Below are 16905 nucleotides of genomic sequence, written 5' to 3' on the forward strand. Positions count from 1 at the left end.
CGGTCGTCCCGCCCTCATCGGTACGTCCACCGCCGGTCGCCCCGCCCCCATCGGTACGTCCGCCGCCGGTCGTCCACCCTCAGGCGGCCGCCCTCAGGCGTCCACCGCCAGCCGGTACCCGCGCTTGGGGACCGTCCGTATCAGCCCCGCGTCCGGCCCCAGCGCGCCGCGCAGCCGGGCGACGGCGGCCTCCACGCCGTGCTCGTCCGTGCCGGTGCCGGCCCAGACCCGGCGCAGCAGGTCGGGCCGGCTCAGCACCCGGCCGGGCCGTTCCGCCAGGGCCCGCAGCAGCGCCGCCGATACCGGGGACAGCCAGATGCCCTCCCCTTCGACGAGGACCGCGCTGCCCTGGAGCACCAACGTCCGGCCGCCCGAGCGGAGTTCGCACCGGTCCCGGCCGGGCAGGGTCTCGGTGAGGGTGCGCACCAGCGCACCGAGACGGCCGCGTTCGGGCCACAGGGCCGGTACCCCGACGTCCTCCAGGGGCCGGGCGCAGAGCGGGCCGACGCAGACGGGGACGACGTCCTCGCGCAGGGCCGCGAGGACGTCCGGGTACAAGCCGGCCTCCCGCGCGGACTCCAGGAAGAAGGTGATCGCCGGGGCGCTGGTGAACGTCAGCGCGTGCACCTCACGGCGGGCCGTCGCCGCGACCAGGCGGCGTACCGCCTCCGGGTCCTCCGGCTGCGCCCAGCGGTAGACCGGCACCTCGATCACCTCGGCGCCGCGCTCGCGGAGCGCGGCGGTGAAGCCGGTGAGCGGCGCGCCGTGTTCCTGCACGGCGACGCGGCGGCCGCGCAGCTCCCGGGCGAGCAGCCAGGTGAGCAGTTCGTCGCAGCCCTCGGAGCGGGGCGAGTACGTCTCCGCCAGGCCGCCGGCCCGCACTGCCCCGGTGGCCTTGGGGCCCCGGGTGAGCACCACCGCGTCCCGGCAGACCTCGGCGAGGCGGGCGGCGCAGCCCCAGCCCTCGGCGGCGCTCAGCCAGCCGCGCCAGCCGACGCCGGTGGTGGCGACCACGTAGTCGAGCGGCGCGGTGAGGCACTCCTCCGTGGCGCGGCGCAGGGCGATGTCGTCGTCGACGGGGATGATCCGCATGGTGGGGGCCTCGACCACCCGGGCGCCGCGGCGCCGCAGGAGGGCGGTGAGTTCGTCGCGTCGCCGGTCCGCGGTCACCCCGACCACGAAGCCGGCGAGCGGTCCGGTCCGGTCCGTGGTGCCAGTTGCCATGCGCGCATCGTCCGTCCGGCGGGTTTCGGCCTCATTGCGCCGCGATCACGCTGGAGTAAGGGGATTCCCGGGCGGTGTTACGAAAGATGTCGTAAAGCCCACGCGGGCCCGGCGCGGGGTGTGAAGGCGACGTACCGCGGGCGCAACGCGGCCGACCCGGGTGCGTAACGGGCGGGGCCGAGGCTCGGGGCATGACGACGACCGACACCCACTGCCCGTACTGCTCGCTGCAGTGCGGCATGCGGCTGCGCCCCGCCCCGGAGGCCGCCGGGGAAGTCGAGGTGCTGGAGCGGCCCGGCTTCCCGGTGAACCGGGGGGCACTGTGCGGCAAGGGCCGCACGGCCGCGGCCGTGCTCTCCCCCGCGGCCCGGCTCACCGCGCCCCTGGTGCGCGACCGGCGGGGCGGCGAGCTGCGGGAGGCGTCCTGGGACGAGGCGCTGGACCGGGTCGCGGCGGGCCTGTCGGCCGTGCGGGACGCGCACGGCCCGGACGCGGTGGGCGTGTTCGGCGGGGGCGGGCTGACCAACGAGAAGGCGTACCTGCTGGGCAAGTTCGCCCGGGTGGTGCTGCGGACCGCGAACATCGACTACAACGGCCGGTTCTGCATGTCCTCGGCGGCGGCCGCGCACCGCAGGGCGTTCGGGCTCGACCGGGGGCTGCCGTTCCCGCTGGAGGACATCGCCCGCACCGGCTGTGTGATCCTCGTCGGCGCCAACCCCGCCGACACCATGCCGCCCGCCCTGCGCTACTTCCGGGAGCTGCGGGAGAACGGCGGCACTCTCATCGTCGTCGACCCGCGCCGGACCCGGACCGCGGAACAGGCCGATCTGCACCTGCAGCCCCTGCCGGGCAGCGATCTGGCCCTCGCGCTGGGGATGCTGCACCTGGTCGTCGCGGACGGACGTGTGGACGAGGAGTTCGTCACCCGGCGGACGACGGGCTTCGAGGCGGCGCGGGCCGCCGCGATGGCGCACTGGCCCGAGCGCGTCGAGCGGCTGACCGGCGTCCCCGCGGGGCAGCTCCGCACCGCCGTCGAGATGTTCACCGGCGCCCCGGAAGGCATGGTGCTGACCGCGCGCGGCCCCGAGCAGCAGAGCAAGGGCACGGACACCGTCAGCGCCTGGATCAATCTGTGCCTGGCGACCGGCAAGTCCGGGCGGCTCCGCTCCGGTTACGGCTGCCTGACGGGCCAGGGCAACGGGCAGGGCGGCCGGGAGCACGGCCAGAAGGCCGACCAGCTGCCCGGCTACCGGTCGATCGAGGACCCTGCCGCCCGGGCGCACGTCGCCTCGGTGTGGGGCGTGGACCCCGAGGCGCTGCCGGGGCCGGGGCGCTCGGCCTACGAGCTGCTGGACGGCCTCGGCCGCGAGGACGGTGCCCGGGCGCTGCTCCTGATGGGCTCCAACCCCGTGGTCTCCGCGCCCCGGGCCGGGCACGTCACCGAACGGCTGCGGGCCCTGGACTTCCTGGCCGTCAGCGACGTGGTGCTCTCCGAGACGGCGGAGCTCGCGGACGTGGTGCTGCCCGCCGCGCAGTGGGCCGAGGAGACCGGCACCACCACCAACCTCGAAGGGCGGGTGATCCTGCGCCGCCGGGCCGTCGACGCCCCGGGCGGGGTGCGGAGCGACCTGTCGGTCCTGCACGGGCTGGCCGGGCGGCTGGGCGTGCCGCACGGCTTCCCCGAGGACGCGGAGGAGGTCTTCGAGGAGCTGCGCCGGGCCTCGGCGGGCGGGCAGGCCGACTACGCGGGCATCAGCTACGCCCGGATCGGCGCCGAGGACGGGGTGTTCTGGCCGTGCCCCGACGAGGCGCACCCCGGTACGCCCCGGCTGTTCCTGGACCGCTTCGCCACCCCCGACGGGCGGGCCCGGTTCACCGCGGTGTCGCACCGGCCCGCGGCGGAGGAGCCGGACGCCGAGTACCCGCTGTTTCTGACCACGGGCCGGGTGGTGGCGCAGTACCAGAGCGGGGCGCAGACCCGGCGCGTGCCGGAGCTCGCCCGGGCGGCGCCCGGCCCGTTCGTCGAGCTCCACCCCCGGCTGGCCGGCCGGCTGGGGGTGGTGGAGGGCGAGCTGCTGTCCGTCAGCAGCCGCCGCGGCCGGGCGGTGGCCCCGGCACGGGTGACGGACACGATCCGGCCGGACACGGTCTTCATGCCGTTCCACTGGGGCGGCGTCGGCCGCGCCAACTCGCTGACCAACCCGGCGCTGGACCCGACGTCGAAGATGCCGGAGTTCAAGGTGTGCGCGGTCAGGGTGGAACGGGCCGCCGCCGCCCCGGAGGGACGGTCGTGACCGCGGGCCACGCCGAGGGGGCGTCCATGGCCGTGCCGGCCCCGGCCACCGCCCCCCGCATCGCCGTCGTCGGTGCCGGGATGGCCGCCGCCCGGTTCGCCCAGCAGTTCTCCGCGCTCGGCGGCGCCGGGGAGATCGTCCTGTACGGGGCCGAGCCCCGTGCCCCGTACAACCGGGTGCTGCTCGCGGACGTGCTCACCGGCCGGTACGACGCGCAGGCCATCGCCCTCCCCACCGGCGCCGCCGTAGTGCGCACCGGCCGGGAGGTGACCGCCCTCGATCCCGCCGCCCGCACCGTGCGGTTCGCCGACGGCACGACCGCGGCCCACGACGTGCTCGTCCTGGCCACCGGCGCCAACCCGGTGCTGCCGCCGATCCGCGGGCTGCACGCCCCCGACGGCGGTCTCAAGGAGGGCGTGCACTCCTTCCGTACCGTCGCCGACTGCGGGCGGCTGGCCGCCGACGCGGCCCACGCCTCCCGCGCCGTCGTCGTCGGCGGCGGGGTGCTGGGGGTGAGCGCCGCCCGCGCGCTGGCCGCGGCCGGGCTGCCCGTGGAGATCGTCCACCAGGCGCCGCACCTGGTCGAACGGCACCTCGACGAGGAGGCGGGCGCGGTGCTGCGCCGGGGCCTCGCGGAGCTCGGCGTCGAGTCGTACCCCGGCAACCGGGCCCGGGCCCTGCGCGGCACCGGCCGCGTCACCGGCGTGGAGCTGGCCACCGGGCACGTCCTGGACACCGACCTGGTGGTGCTGGCCTGCGGGGTGGCGCCCCGGACCGGGCTCGCCCGCGCGGCCGGGCTGCCGGTGGCCGCCGGCATCACCGTCGACGACACCCTGGCCTGCGCGCCGGGCGTCTACGCGATCGGCGACTGCGCCGAGCACCGCGGGGCCGTGCACGGGCTGGCCGGCCCCGCCTGGGAACAGGCCGACGTGCTGGCCGCCCGGCTCTCCGGCGCGGACCCGGCCGCGCGGTACACCGGCACCCGCCCGTACGCCCGGCTGACGGCGGGCCCCCTGGAGTACGCGGCGTTCGGCGACTGTGCCGACCCCGGGCCGGCCGGTGGCACGGACGTGCTGCGGCTGTCCGACGCCACCCGCGGCTCGTACAAGAAGCTCGTGCTGCGCGGCGACCGGCTCGTCGGCGGCATCCTCCTGGGCGACCTGGCCGCGGTCGGCGCCCTCACCCGGGTCTTCGAGCGGGACGAACAGCTGCCCGCCGACCCCCTCGACCTGCTCACCATCCAAGGAGCGCCCCGATGACAGCGGTGAAGAATCTCGTACTCGTCGGCCACGGCATGGTCGGCCAGCGGTTCCTGGAGGCGTTCTTCGAACAGCCCGGTGCCGCGGACGGGTGGCGGGTGACCGTCCTCGCCGAGGAGCCCCGCCCCGCGTACGACCGCGTCCAGCTGACGTCCTGGTTCTCGGGAACGACGGCGGAGGAGCTGTCCCTGTGCCCGCCGGGCTTCCTCGACGCGCACGGCATCGACCTGCGCCTCGGCGAGAGCGCCACGGCGATCGACCGGGCCGCCCGCACGGTCACCACCGCCGCCGGGCGGGAACTCCCCTACGACGCCCTGGTCCTTGCCACCGGCTCGTACCCCTTCGTGCCGCCGGTCCCGGGCCACGGCGCCGACGGCTGCCACGTCTACCGCACCATCGAGGACCTGGAGGCGATCCGCGCGGACGCCGGCCGGGCCCGGGTCGGCGCGGTGGTCGGCGGGGGGCTGCTGGGCCTGGAGGCGGCGGGGGCCCTGACGGCGATGGGCCTGGAGACCCACGTGGTGGAGTTCGCGCCGCGGCTGATGGCGCTCCAGGTCGACGCGGGCGGCGGCGAGGTGCTGCGCCGCAAGATCGAGGCGCTGGGCGTGGTGGTGCACACCGGCGCCGGGACCGAGCGGATCGACACCGGCACGGACGGCCGGGTGCGGGGCATGGCGCTGTCCGACGGCACGGACCTGGCCACCGACCTGGTGGTCTTCTCCGCCGGCGTCCGCCCGCGCGATCAGCTGGCGCGCGACTGCGGGCTGCCGGTCGGCGAGCGCGGCGGCATCGTCGTCGACGCGCGCTGCCGGACCGCCGACCCGGCCGTCCTGGCCATCGGCGAGTGCGCCCTGGCCGTGGACGGCCGGGTGTACGGGCTCGTCGCCCCCGGCTACGCCATGGCGGAGGCGGCCGCGGCCGGACTGCTGGGCGGCGAGGGCTCGTTCACCGGGGCCGACACCTCCACCAAGCTCAAGCTGCTCGGCGTGGACGTGGCGAGCTTCGGCGACGCGCACGGCACCACGGAGGGCGCCCTCGACGTGCTGTACTCCAGCAGCCGGGACGGGGTGTACAAGAAGCTGGTGATCGGCGCCGACGGCGCCCTGCTCGGCGGCGTGCTGGTCGGGGACACCGAGGCGTACGGGACGCTGCGCCCGCTCTCGGTGAGCGGGGCGCCCCTGCCCGTACCGCCCGAGCAGCTGGTGCTGCCCGCCGGCGCCGGGGCGCCCTCCGGCCCGCTGCCGCTGCCCGACGACGCGGTCGTCTGCTCCTGCCACAACGTCAGCAAGGGCGCGATCAAAGCGGCCGTGCACGACGACGGCTGCGCCTCCGTGCCCGAGGTGAAGAAGTGCACCAAGGCGGGCACAGGGTGCGGGAGTTGCGTGAAGCTCCTGGGCACGATCGTGTCGGAGGAGCTGTCGGCCGGCGGCGTCGAGGTCACCCGGGGGCTGTGCGAGCACTTCGACCTCACCCGGGCCGAGCTCTACGAGATCGTCCGGGTCAAGGGCATCACCACGTTCTCCCGGCTGGTCGACGAGCACGGCACCGGCGCGGGCTGCGACGTCTGCAAGCCCGTCGTCGGCTCGATCCTGGCGAGCCTGGGCAACGGCCACATCCTGGACGGCGAGCAGGCGGCCCTCCAGGACACCAACGACCACTTCCTCGCCAACCTCCAGCGCAACGGCTCCTACTCCGTCGTCCCCCGCGTCCCCGGCGGCGAGATCACCCCCGAGGGCCTCATCACCATCGGCGAGATCGCCCGCGACTTCGGCCTCTACACAAAGATCACTGGTGGTCAGCGGATCGACCTCTTCGGTGCCAGTGTGGACCAGCTCCCCGTGATCTGGCGCCGCCTGGTCGACGCGGGGTTCGAGTCAGGGCACGCCTACGGCAAGGCCCTGCGGACCGTGAAGTCGTGCGTCGGCGAGACGTGGTGCCGCTACGGCGTCCAGGACTCGGTGGCCCTCGCCATCGAACTGGAGCTGCGCTACCGGGGGCTGCGCGCCCCGCACAAGCTGAAGTCCGCCGTCTCCGGCTGCGCCCGCGAGTGCGCCGAGGCGCAGAGCAAGGACTTCGGGGTGATCGCCACGTCCGCCGGCTGGAACCTCTACGTCGGCGGCAACGGTGGCATGACGCCCCGCCACGCCGACCTCCTCGCCACCGACCTCGACCGCGCCACCCTGCTCCGCACCATCGACCGGTTCCTGATGTTCTACATCCGCACCGCCGACCGGCTGGAGCGCACCGCCGCCTGGCTGGAGCGGCTGGAGGGCGGCATCGACCACCTGCGGGCGGTGATCGAGGACGACGTGCTGGGCATCTGCGCGGACCTCGACGAGCTGATGGCCCGGCACGTCGAGACCTACGAGGACGAGTGGGCCGCCACGCTCGCAGACCCCGAACGGCTGCGCCGCTTCGTCTCGTTCGCCAACGCGCCCGGCACGCCCGACCCGACGGTGCGCTTCGTCCCCGAGCGGGGCCAGATCCGCCCCGCCCGCCCCCGGGAGGCGGAGCCGGTCCACGCGCCGGCCCTGGTCTCCGGGCCCGAACTGGAGGTCCGTACCCGATGACTGTGGAGATCCACGACGGCACCGGCTGGCAGGCCGTCTGCGACTGGTCGGCGCTCACCCCCGGGCGCGGCGTCGCGGTACTGGTCGGCGAGGAGCAGGTGGCGGTCTTCCGCGACCGTGACGGTCAGGTGTACGCCGTCGCCAACCGGGACCCGTTCAGCGGCGCGTACGTCCTCTCGCGCGGCATCGTCGGCAGCCGCGGCGGGGTGCCGGTGGTGGCGTCCCCCATGTACAAGCAGGCGTTCGACCTGCGGACCGGGGCGTGCCTGGACGAGCCGACGGCACCGGACGGCAGCGAGACGGCCCTGCGGGTGTGGACGGTACGGGCGGACCCCGCAGCTTCCCCCGCCCCCGTACTCACACCCGGCCCACCGGAACCACCAGGCCCCTCCGGCCCGTCCGCCCGGCCGGGGCGGGACATCGACGACTGGCGGCCGGAGGACCCCGTCTTCTGGCGGGAGACCGGCGCCGCGGTCGCCCGCCGCAACCTGCTGTTCTCCGTGCTCTGCGAGCACATCGGGTTCTCGGTGTGGAGCCTGTGGTCGGTCCTGGTGCTCTTCCTCGGCCCCGAGTACGGCATCGACGCGGCGGGGAAGTTCCTGCTCACCGCCCTGCCGACGGCCCTGGGCGCGGTGCTCCGCCTGCCGTACACCTTCGCCGTCGCGAAGTTCGGCGGCCGCAACTGGACGGTGTTCAGCGCACTCCTGCTGCTGGTGCCCACCGCCTTGGCCGGCGCCGTCCTCGAACCCGGCGTCTCCTACACCACCTTGCTGACGGTGGCGTGCGTCGCCGGGGTCGGCGGCGGCAACTTCGCGTCGTCCATGGCCAACATCAACGCCTTCTACCCGCAGCGCCTCAAGGGCTGGGCCCTGGGCGTCAACGCCGGCGGCGGCAATCTGGGCGTGCCCGCCGTGCAGCTCCTGGGCCTGCTGGTCCTGGCCGTCGCGGGCAGCGCCCACCCCCGGCTGCTGCCGCTGGTGTACCTGCCCCTGATCGTCCTGGTGGCGCTCGGCGCGGCGCTGCGGATGGACAACCTCACGGCGCTGCGGAACGACAAGCGGGCCGTGCGCGACATCTGCCGGGAGCCGCACACCTGGGTGATGTCGCTGCTGTACCTCGGCACGTTCGGTTCATTCATCGGCTTCGGCTTCGCGTTCGGCCAGGTGTTGCAGGTGCAGTTCCACGACACGTTCGACACCCCCGCCAAGGCCGCCTCGCTCACCTTCCTCGGCCCGCTCCTGGGGTCGCTGGTCCGGCCGGTCGGCGGGCTGCTGGCCGACCGGTGGGGCGGGGCACGGGTGACCCTATGGAATTACGGGGCCATGGCCGCGGGCGCCGCGGTGGTCCTGGCCGCGTCCCGCCAGGGCTCGCTGCCGCTGTTCCTGGCCGGGTTCGTCGCCCTGTTCGTCTTCAGCGGCGTCGGCAACGGCTCGACGTACAAGATGATCCCGGCGATCTTCCGGGCCAGGGCCCGGGCGGCGGTCGCGGCCGGGGCGGACGAGGCGGCGGCGGAGCGGGAGGCCCGGCGCCGGTCCTCGGCCCTGATCGGGGTCGCGGGGGCGGTCGGGGCGTTCGGCGGGGTGCTGGTGAACGTGGCCTTCCGCCAGTCCTTCGCCGGCGCCCACAACGGCGACGCCGCCTACCTCGCCTTCCTCGCCACGTACGCGCTGTGCCTGGCCCTGACGTGGGCGGTCTACCTGCGCCCGTCGCCGAACCGGCTGGAGGGGGTCTGACCGCGAGGCCGCCGACCGGGGCGGCGGGGACACCGGCCCGCCCCGCGCTCGTCAAGGCGGGGCCCGGCCGGGCCACGGACGGGGCGGGCGCCTCCGGCGCGCCGGAGGCCGGGGATGCGGCGGTCTATGGGGAGACTCTGCGCATGAGTAGTTCTGCCAAAGCATTCCTTGAGGGCGGCCCGGACGACCTGACCGACCGGGTCGTCCCGATCACCCCGCCCGGAATCGAGCTGAAGATCCCGTTCCGTGGCGGATACGAGCACTTCAAGGCCACGTCACGGCACCAGGAGACCCCGGAGGGGCGGCTGGCCGTCTACCAGTGGTGGGAGCGGACGGAGATCGCCGAGTAGCGCCGGGCCGGCCGGACGCCCAGCAGCGGCGGGGGGGGCATCACGGGAGCGAGCGCGCCGGACTCCTGCCCGCCCCCTCCCCCGAGTCCACGTCACACGTCACACGTCACACGTCCGACCACTGCGGCATCTCGCCCTTCGCCGCCTGGAGATCGATGACGGAGAACACGGCGCCCTGCGGGTCGAGCAGTGTCGCGAGCCGCCCGAACGGGGTGTCCGTGGGGCCGAGCTTCACCTCGCCGCCGCGCTCGGCGGCCTTCTCGCAGGCCGCGTCGCAGTCCGTCACGGCGAAGTAGACGTTGATGTGCGGCGGCACGTCGGCGGGGAAGTCCTCCGTCATCGCCATCCGGCCCAGGACGGTCTCACCGCCGACGTTGAAGATCTTGAAGTCCATGTCCTCGCCCTCCATGCGCTGCGCGCTGTAGGGGAAGACCGCGGTGAAGAAGGTGTCGGACTTCTCGGGTTCGCGGGTGAAGACCTCGCTCCAGCAGTAGGCGCCGGGCACCGCCATGGCGCCGAACCCCTCGTGGGAGCCCGCCTCCCAGACGCCGAACGCGACGCCGCTGGGGTCGCGCGCCAGCACCATCGTGCCGAAGTCGCCGACCTGCATCGGGCCCATCAGGACCTCGCCGCCGTTCTCGCGGATCCTCTTCGCGGTGGCGTCCGCGTCCGGCGAGGCGAAGTACAGGCACCAGGCCGAGACGGTCTCCTGGCCGGGCATCGGCGGGACGACCGCCGCCACGGCCTTGCCGTCCGCGTACGCCTCCGTGTAATTGCCGTATTCGGTCGAGCTCTCCCCGAAGGTCCAGCCCAGTACGTCCCCGTAGAAGGACTTCGCGCCGTCGAGATCGGTGAACATCGCGTCGGCCCAGCACGGTGTGCCCTCTGGTTGCACGGCCATGGCCCGGCTCCTTCCAGATGTGTTCCCGGCCGGCCGCCCGCGCGACGGTCCCCGGCCGGGGCCCCCGGCGGGCGTCCCGGCCGGAGCACCCGCACGGCATGCGGCGTGGACGGCCCTTTTCTCACGCTAGACCAGTCCCCCGGGACTCCGCGCGGTGAAAGAGGTTCAGCGAGTCGGTTGAGCCCAGGGAGTTCCCAGAGGGCATTCCGGTACGGCACGATGACGGCATGGCCACGGCTCCGCCGACTGTCGGCGTGCTCAGAGCCCGCCTTTCCCGGGCGGGCTCCCGGTGCCTTTCTCTGCTGGGGACGCTCCTGCTCGCACTGCTCGCGAGCCACGGCATGACGACGGAGAGCGGCCCGGCCAATCTGGCCCACCCGGCCGCCGTGGTGATGCCCGCGGCGGACCCGCACGACGCTCACCACGACCACAGCAGTCACCACTCCGCCGACGCGGCCCAGGACTGCCTGTCCGGCGCCCTCAAGGACGGTACGGACCTGCCGGCCCACGGCGACACCGCCACGCGGGCCGTGCCGCCCCTGTCGGTTTCCCCCTGGGCAGCGGCCCGCCTGAGGAACCACGGCCCGACCACCCTGCCCTGCCCGGTCACCCCGGCCCTGCGCATCTAGCCGCCGGAGTCCGCCAGCGGTGGGTTGGGGACGCCGACGGGCGCCACAGCGGGCTTTCCGCGTCCCGAACCTACCGCTGACACCTCGTCACCACCCGCCGGGCCGACTTTCCCCTGCCCGCGCGCCCCGCCACGCCCGCGAACCCCCCACCACTCTTCTTCACCTGAGAGGCACCGATGTCTCCCGTCACCCCTGAGCGCCCCAGCCTGTCCGGCCTGGTGGGCGACACCCCCGTCCTGCACATCCGCTCCGAGCCCCTGACCCCGGCCGGGCAGGGCTTCTGGGCGAAGCTCGAAGGGTTCAACCCCGGCGGCATCAAGGACCGTCCGGGGCTGCACATGGTCGAACGGGCCCGCGCCCGTGGCGAGCTGCGCCCCGGCGACATGATCATCGAGTCGACCAGCGGCACGCTCGGCCTGGGCCTGGCGCTGGCCGGCATGGTCCACGGCCACCCCGTCACCCTCGTCACCGACCCCGGCCTCGAACCGCCCATGACCCGGCTGCTGACCGCCTACGGCGCCCGGGTCGACATCGTCCCCGAACCGCACCCGTCGGGCGGCTGGCAGCAGGCCCGCTGCGACCGGGTGGCCCGGCTGCGCGATGACCATCCCGGGTCCTGGGTGCCCGACCAGTACAACAACCCCGACAACGTCGCCGCCTACACCCCGCTGGCCCTCGAACTGGCCGCGCAGCTCGGCCACATCGACGTCCTGGTGTGCAGCGTGGGCACCGGGGGCCACTCGGCGGGCGTCTCCCGCGTGCTGCGCCAGCTCTACCCCGACCTGCGGCTGGTGGGGGTGGACACCATCGGCTCCACCATCTTCGGGCAGCCCGCCCGCACCCGGCTGATGCGCGGTCTCGGCTCCAGCATCTACCCCCGCAACGTCGCCTACGGCAGCTTCGCCGAGGTGCACTGGGTCGCCCCGGCCGAGGCCGTGTGGGCGTCGCGGCAGCTCGCCGCCTCGCACTACGCGACCGGCGGGTGGAGCGTCGGCGCGGTCGCGCTGGTCGCGGGCTGGCTGGCGCGCACCCGGCCGGCCGGCACCCGGATCGTGGCGATCTTCCCCGACGGCCCGCAGCGCTACCTCACGACGGTCTTCGACGACGACTACTGCGCCGCGCACGGCCTGTGCGGCGCTCCCCCGGCCGCCGAGCCGGACGAGGTGGCCAGGCCCGACGAGCGGGAGATCACCCGGTGGACCCGGTGCGCGACGGTGGTCGACCCGATGGCCGTGAGACGGACGCCCGCCGTGCCGGCCGCCGCGCCCGCCGCCGCGCCGGAGAGCAGTGCCGCCGTGCCGGAGAGCGAGGCCGCCCGGCCGTGACGACCTCCGTGAGGCGGCTGAACCCGCTCGGCCCGCTGGCCCGGGCGCGTACGTTCGACCGCAGCGTCCAGTTGCTGATGATCAATCAGTTCAGCATCAACCTCGGCTTCTACATGCTCATGCCCTACCTGGCGCAGCACCTGGCGGGCACCCTGGGGCTGGCCGCCTGGACCGTCGGGCTGATCCTGGGCGTCCGCAACTTCAGCCAGCAGGGCATGTTCTTCGTGGGCGGCACCCTCGCCGACCGCTTCGGTTACAAACCGCTGATCATCGCCGGGCTGGTCCTGCGCGTCGCCGGCTTCGCCGTCCTGGGGCTCGTCGACACCCTGCCGGCGCTGCTGGCCGCGTCGGCGGCCACGGGGCTGGCGGGGGCCCTGTTCAACCCGGCGGTCCGGGCCTGTCTTGCGCACGACGCGGGAGACCGCCGGGTCGAGGCGTTCGCCCTGTTCAACGTCTTCTACCAGGCGGGGATCCTGCTCGGCCCCCTCGTGGGCGTCCTGCTGACGGGGGTGAGCTTCCGGCTGACGTGCCTGGTCGCCGCGGGGGTCTTCGCCGTCCTGTCCCTCGTCCAGATCCGGGCGCTGCCCGCCCGGGGGAGGCCGCGGGGCGAGGGCGGGGAGTCGGTGGCCTCGGTGCTCTCGCAGTGGCGCACCGTGGTCTCCAACCGGCCCTTCCTGCTGTTCTCCCTCGCGATGATCGGCTCGTACGCCCTGTCGTTCCAGGTCTACCTCGCCCTGCCGCTGGAGGTCCGCCGCCTCTCCGGGGGCGAGGGGCCCGTCGGCACGGTGGGGGTGGGGCTGCTGTTCGCAGCGTCCGGGCTGGCCGCGATCGCGGGCCAGACGCGGCTGACGGCCTGGTGCGCGCGGCGGCTCGGCGCCGGGCCGTCGCTGGTGGCGGGGATGGCCGCGCTCGGGGCCGCGTTCCTGCCCCTGCTGGCGGCGACGGCGGTGCCGGTGCCCGCCGGGGGGCCGGGCCTGTGGGCGCTGGCGGTCGGTCCGCCGCTGGCGTCGGCGCTCCTGCTGGCGCTGGGCACGATGCTGGCCTACCCGTTCGAGATGGACACCATCGTCGCCCTGGCCGGGAACCGGTACGTGGCCACGCACTACGGCCTCTACAACACCATCTGCGGCATCGGTATCACCGTCGGCAATCTCCTCACCGGCGCGGCTCTGGACGCCGCCCGGTCGGCGGGGGCCCCGGCCCTGCCCTGGGCCGTTCTGGCCGGGGTCGGGGGCGGTTGCGCCCTGGCCGTCCTGGGCCTGCACCGCACGGGACGGCTGCGGCCCCGTGCGGCCGGGGCGGCCGGGGCGGCCGGCACGTGAGCGTCTGCTCCTCGTCAGGGGCGCGTTCCTGACGAGGAGCCGGCCGGCTGGGGCAGCGTCACCGTCGCCCGGTGGGCGCTCGGGCTCACGCCGCGGACGCGTTTGAAGGCCGCGCTGAAACCGAACGCGTCCGCGTACCCGACCCGGCGCGCGACGCCCGCGATCGTCGCGCCGGGCTCGGTGAGCAGGTCCGCGGCCAGGGCCATGCGCCAGTCGGTGAGGTAGCCGAGCGGGGGCTCGCCCACCAGGTCGGTGAAGCGCTTGGCCAGGGTGGAGCGGGAGACGTCGGCCTCGGCGGCCAGCGAGGCGAGGGTCCAGGGCTCGGCCGGCGCCTGGTGCATGGCGCGCAGGACGGGGCCGACGACGTCGTCGCCGAGCGCCTGGTACCAGGCGGGCGGTGCGGCCTCGGGGTGGTCGAACCACTCCCGCAGGGTGCAGACGAGCAGCCAGTCCAGCAGCCGGTCCACGACGATCTGCCGGCCGGGGACGGCCTTGCACAGCTGCGATTCCAGGTAGTCGCGCATCCCCGAGCAGTCCTCGCCGTCGGTGACGACGAGGACGGGCGGCAGCACCCGCAGCAGCCGCTGCGGGATCTCGCCGCGGAGCCGGTACGCGCCGGCCACCAGCACCGTGCGGCCGGCCTCGGTGGCCTCCGGCGGCGGGACCGGGTCCACGGCTCCGCAGCGGGCCTCGCGCGCGAGCCCGGGCCGCCCGGCCGACGCGGGCTCGTCCGTGAACCAGAACGGCTCGGGACCGCGCACGATCGCCGCGTCGCCCTCCCGGACGCGCCGCGGCCGCCCCTCGCCCTGGACGATCCACCCCTCGCCCCGCAGGGGTATGCACAGGGTCAGGAAGGCGTCGCCGGCGAACCGCAGCGCCCAGGGCGCCGACAGCACCGACTCGCTGAAGACGGCGCCGCTCGCGCGCACGCCTCGCAACAGATCGTCGAACGGGTCCATGGCGCCACGATATGCGGGCCCCGAGGGCCGCTTGTACGCACGGACATGTCGGCCGGACGGGTGCCCATGGTCGCCGGCTCCGCCCGTGGATTGACTGGGGACATGACGACGACACAGACAGCAGTCCAGGCCCGCACCGCCCCCCGCGACGTGCTCGTGCTGGGGGCGACGGGCAAGACCGGGCGCCGCGTGGTGCGGCGCCTGCGGGAGGCGGGCGTGCCCGTGCGGGCCGCGTCCCGCTCCGGCGAGGTCCGCTTCGACTGGGCCGCGCCGCAGACGTGGGAGGGGGCGCTGGCGGGCGGGGTCGCGGCCGTGTACCTGATCGCGTCCGACGAACACGCGGACGCGGTGGCGCCGTTCACCGAGCAGGCGGTCGCCGCGGGCGCGCGCCGCTTCGTGGTCCTGTCCGGCCGCGGCATGGACCTGGTCGGCGAGGGCTTCGGGCCGGGCATGGCCGCCGCCGAGCGGGCCGTCCGGGCCTCCGGGGCACAGTGGTCGATCATCCGCGCCAACCACTTCAGCCAGAACTTCGACGAGGACCTGTGGCGGCAGCCGCTCCGCGAGGGCCGCCTCGCCCTGCCGCTCGGGGACGTCCCCGAGCCGTTCGTCGACGTCGAGGACGTCGCGGAGGTCGCCGCGGCCCTGCTCACCCGGGACGGGCACGCCGGCCGGGTCTACGACGTGTCCGGGCCGCGCGGGGTGACCTTCGCCGGCGTCACGGACGCCGTGGCGAAGGCGGCGGGCCGCCCGGTGGAGTACGTGGAGCTGACCCCGGAGGAGTACCGCGCGGAACTGCGCGCGGCGGCGGTGCCCGAGCCGTTCGTGATCGCCCTGGACACGATGTTCGCCCTCCACCGGGCGGGCCACACGTCGGCCCCCGCCGACGGCGTTCAGAGGGTCCTGGGCCGTGAGCCGTCGGGTTTCGAGGAGTACGTGACGCGCACGGCGGCGACGGGGGCGTGGTCACGGTGACGGCCGGTTGAGGCGACGGGACCGCGCGCCGGGCGCCCCACGGCCACCGGCCACCGGCCACCGGCCACCGGCCACCGGCCACCGGCCACCGGCCACCGGCCACCGGCCACCGGCCACCGACCGAACAGCAGGCGCACCGCTTCGGTTACCGCCCGCCGCCGCGGTGACGGCCGGGTTCGCCGTCACCGCGGCGGCGCCACGCGTCCCGACCGAGGGCGCGCGCACCCCGGGTGTACATGGCCGCCAGGCGTACCGCTTCCGGCGCGGGGGCGACGGCCCCCTGAAACGGCGGGCTCACCGTCACCGACAGAGACCCGCCCCCGCCCGGCGCCGGCCCCGGGCGGTGACCTGTTGGCGCCGTCCCCAGGCGGGTGCGCCGGGCACCGGCCCTAGGCACCAACCCCAGGTGGGTCCCAGGCGCTGGCCCCGGGCGAAGGCCCAGACGGGCGTTCCAGGCGCCGACCCCAGGCGGGCCCCAGGCACCGACCCAGGCGGGCCCCCAGGCGCTGGCCCCGGGCGGGGGCCCGGGCGGGGGCCCCAGGCACCAACCCCAGGCGGTTGCCCCGGGCACCGGCCCCAGCCGGCGGCGCCAGACACCTAACCCCAGGCGGGGGGGCCTCGGGGCAGGGGCCCCGGGGCACGGCGCCCAGGCAGGAGCCCCGGGGCGGGGCGCCCAGGCAAACGGCACCCACAACCCCACACCCCCGGCCGGAGGCCCAAGGCGTGCCGCGCGTCCCCTCCGCCGCCGGCAGGTGATCATCGAGGCATGGACCACACCCTTCGCCTCGCCCAGCAGCCCGACGCCGACGAGTTGCTCGGGCGCAGTCCGCTCGCCGCTCTCGTCGGCATGTTGCTCGATCAGCAGATCCCCATGGAGTGGGCGTTCGCCGGCCCGTACACGATCGCGCAGCGGATGGGCCGCGACGATCTCGACGCGGAGGAGATCGCCTCCCACGACCCGGAGGCGTTCGCCGCTCTGCTGTCCGAGAAGCCCGCCGTGCACCGCTACCCGGGGTCGATGGCCAAGCGGATCCAGCAGCTGTGCCAGTACCTCGTCGAGCACTACGGCGGTGACGCGAGCGCCGTGTGGAGCGACGCCGGCTCCGGGAAGGAGCTGCTGGACCGGCTGAAGGCGCTGCCCGGGTTCGGCGAGCAGAAGGCCAGGATCTTCCTGGCGCTGCTGGGCAAGCAGCTCGGCGTGCGGCCCGCGGGATGGCGGGAGGCGGCCGGCGCCTACGGCGAGGACGGCTCCCGGCGTTCGGTGGCCGACATCACCGGGCCGGAATCCCTCGCCGAGGTGCGGGCCCACAAGCAGGAGGCGAAGCGGGCCGCGAAGGCGGCCGCGGCCGCGAAGAAGGGCTGAGCGG

General features: G+C 75.3%; 13 protein-coding genes and 1 pseudogene. 11 read left to right on the forward strand and 3 right to left on the reverse strand.

The genetic code is table 11. The annotated features are described in order from the left end of the window. Positions 1–93: 93 nt before the first annotated feature. Positions 94–1224: a uroporphyrinogen-III synthase gene (locus tag ABZ951_RS07615; protein WP_344094823.1), complete on the reverse strand. Its 1131-nt coding sequence runs from the start codon at positions 1222–1224 to the stop codon at positions 94–96. Between the two features lie 191 nt (positions 1225–1415). Here ABZ951_RS07615 and ABZ951_RS07620 point away from each other — a divergent pair, with 191 nt between their 5' ends. From ABZ951_RS07620 to ABZ951_RS07645, 6 genes and pseudogenes are all read left to right on the forward strand, one after another. After that, on the forward strand, positions 1416–3518 hold the full coding sequence (locus tag ABZ951_RS07620) for a molybdopterin oxidoreductase family protein (RefSeq protein ID WP_344094825.1): 2103 nt from the start codon (positions 1416–1418) through the stop codon (positions 3516–3518). Further along, positions 3515–4777, forward strand: a complete 1263-nt coding sequence (locus ABZ951_RS07625) for an FAD-dependent oxidoreductase (RefSeq protein ID WP_344094827.1) — start codon at positions 3515–3517, stop codon at positions 4775–4777. The genes ABZ951_RS07620 and ABZ951_RS07625 overlap by 4 nt, the downstream gene beginning before the upstream one ends. Next, positions 4774–7347, forward strand: a complete 2574-nt coding sequence (gene nirB / locus ABZ951_RS07630; protein ID WP_344094829.1) for a nitrite reductase large subunit NirB — start codon at positions 4774–4776, stop codon at positions 7345–7347. Before ABZ951_RS07625 ends, nirB begins: the two co-directional genes overlap by 4 nt. Continuing rightward, positions 7344–7664, forward strand: a pseudogene (nirD, locus tag ABZ951_RS07635) (nitrite reductase small subunit NirD); the annotation flags it as partial. The gene nirB and the pseudogene nirD, both read left to right, overlap by 4 nt. 102 nt (positions 7665–7766) lie before the next feature. Next, complete coding sequence (locus ABZ951_RS07640) at positions 7767–9080, forward strand: nitrate/nitrite transporter (protein ID WP_344094879.1); 1314 nt, start codon at positions 7767–7769, stop codon at positions 9078–9080. Between the two features lie 143 nt (positions 9081–9223). Continuing rightward, positions 9224–9430, forward strand: coding sequence for a DUF5988 family protein (locus tag ABZ951_RS07645; protein ID WP_344094831.1), 207 nt, complete (start codon positions 9224–9226; stop codon positions 9428–9430). A gap of 106 nt (positions 9431–9536) precedes the next feature. On the opposite strand, the gene ABZ951_RS07650 is transcribed toward ABZ951_RS07645, so the two are convergent. Next, entirely contained in the window at positions 9537–10331 is a 795-nt protein-coding gene (locus tag ABZ951_RS07650; RefSeq protein ID WP_344094833.1) for a VOC family protein, read from the reverse strand. Between the two features lie 227 nt (positions 10332–10558). On the opposite strand from ABZ951_RS07650, the gene ABZ951_RS07655 reads away from it, so the two are divergent. From ABZ951_RS07655 to ABZ951_RS07665, 3 genes are all read left to right on the forward strand, one after another. Next, positions 10559–10960, forward strand: a complete 402-nt coding sequence (locus ABZ951_RS07655; protein WP_344094835.1) for a hypothetical protein — start codon at positions 10559–10561, stop codon at positions 10958–10960. 176 nt (positions 10961–11136) lie between these two features. Continuing rightward, positions 11137–12285, forward strand: a complete 1149-nt coding sequence (locus ABZ951_RS07660; RefSeq protein ID WP_344094837.1) for a PLP-dependent cysteine synthase family protein — start codon at positions 11137–11139, stop codon at positions 12283–12285. 77 nt (positions 12286–12362) lie between these two features. Beyond that, complete coding sequence (locus ABZ951_RS07665) at positions 12363–13607, forward strand: MFS transporter (RefSeq protein WP_344094881.1); 1245 nt, start codon at positions 12363–12365, stop codon at positions 13605–13607. 14 nt (positions 13608–13621) lie between these two features. Here ABZ951_RS07665 and ABZ951_RS07670 read toward each other — a convergent pair whose 3' ends face one another. After that, positions 13622–14566 (reverse strand): AraC family transcriptional regulator, encoded by a 945-nt coding sequence (locus tag ABZ951_RS07670; RefSeq protein WP_344094839.1) that lies wholly within the window; start codon positions 14564–14566, stop codon positions 13622–13624. A gap of 102 nt (positions 14567–14668) precedes the next feature. Between ABZ951_RS07670 and ABZ951_RS07675 the strand changes: the two genes are divergently transcribed. Both ABZ951_RS07675 and ABZ951_RS07680 read left to right on the forward strand, forming a co-directional pair. Next, on the forward strand, positions 14669–15538 hold the full coding sequence (locus tag ABZ951_RS07675; protein WP_344094841.1) for an NAD(P)H-binding protein: 870 nt from the start codon (positions 14669–14671) through the stop codon (positions 15536–15538). Positions 15539–16304: 766 nt separating this feature from the next. Continuing rightward, positions 16305–16901: an HhH-GPD-type base excision DNA repair protein gene (locus ABZ951_RS07680; RefSeq protein WP_344094843.1), complete on the forward strand. Its 597-nt coding sequence runs from the start codon at positions 16305–16307 to the stop codon at positions 16899–16901. Positions 16902–16905: the final 4 nt, after the last annotated feature.

It is taken from the genome of Streptomyces sp. NPDC046215 (assembly GCF_040646215.1).
Taxonomy (GTDB): Bacteria; Actinomycetota; Actinomycetes; order Streptomycetales; family Streptomycetaceae; genus Streptomyces; species Streptomyces stramineus.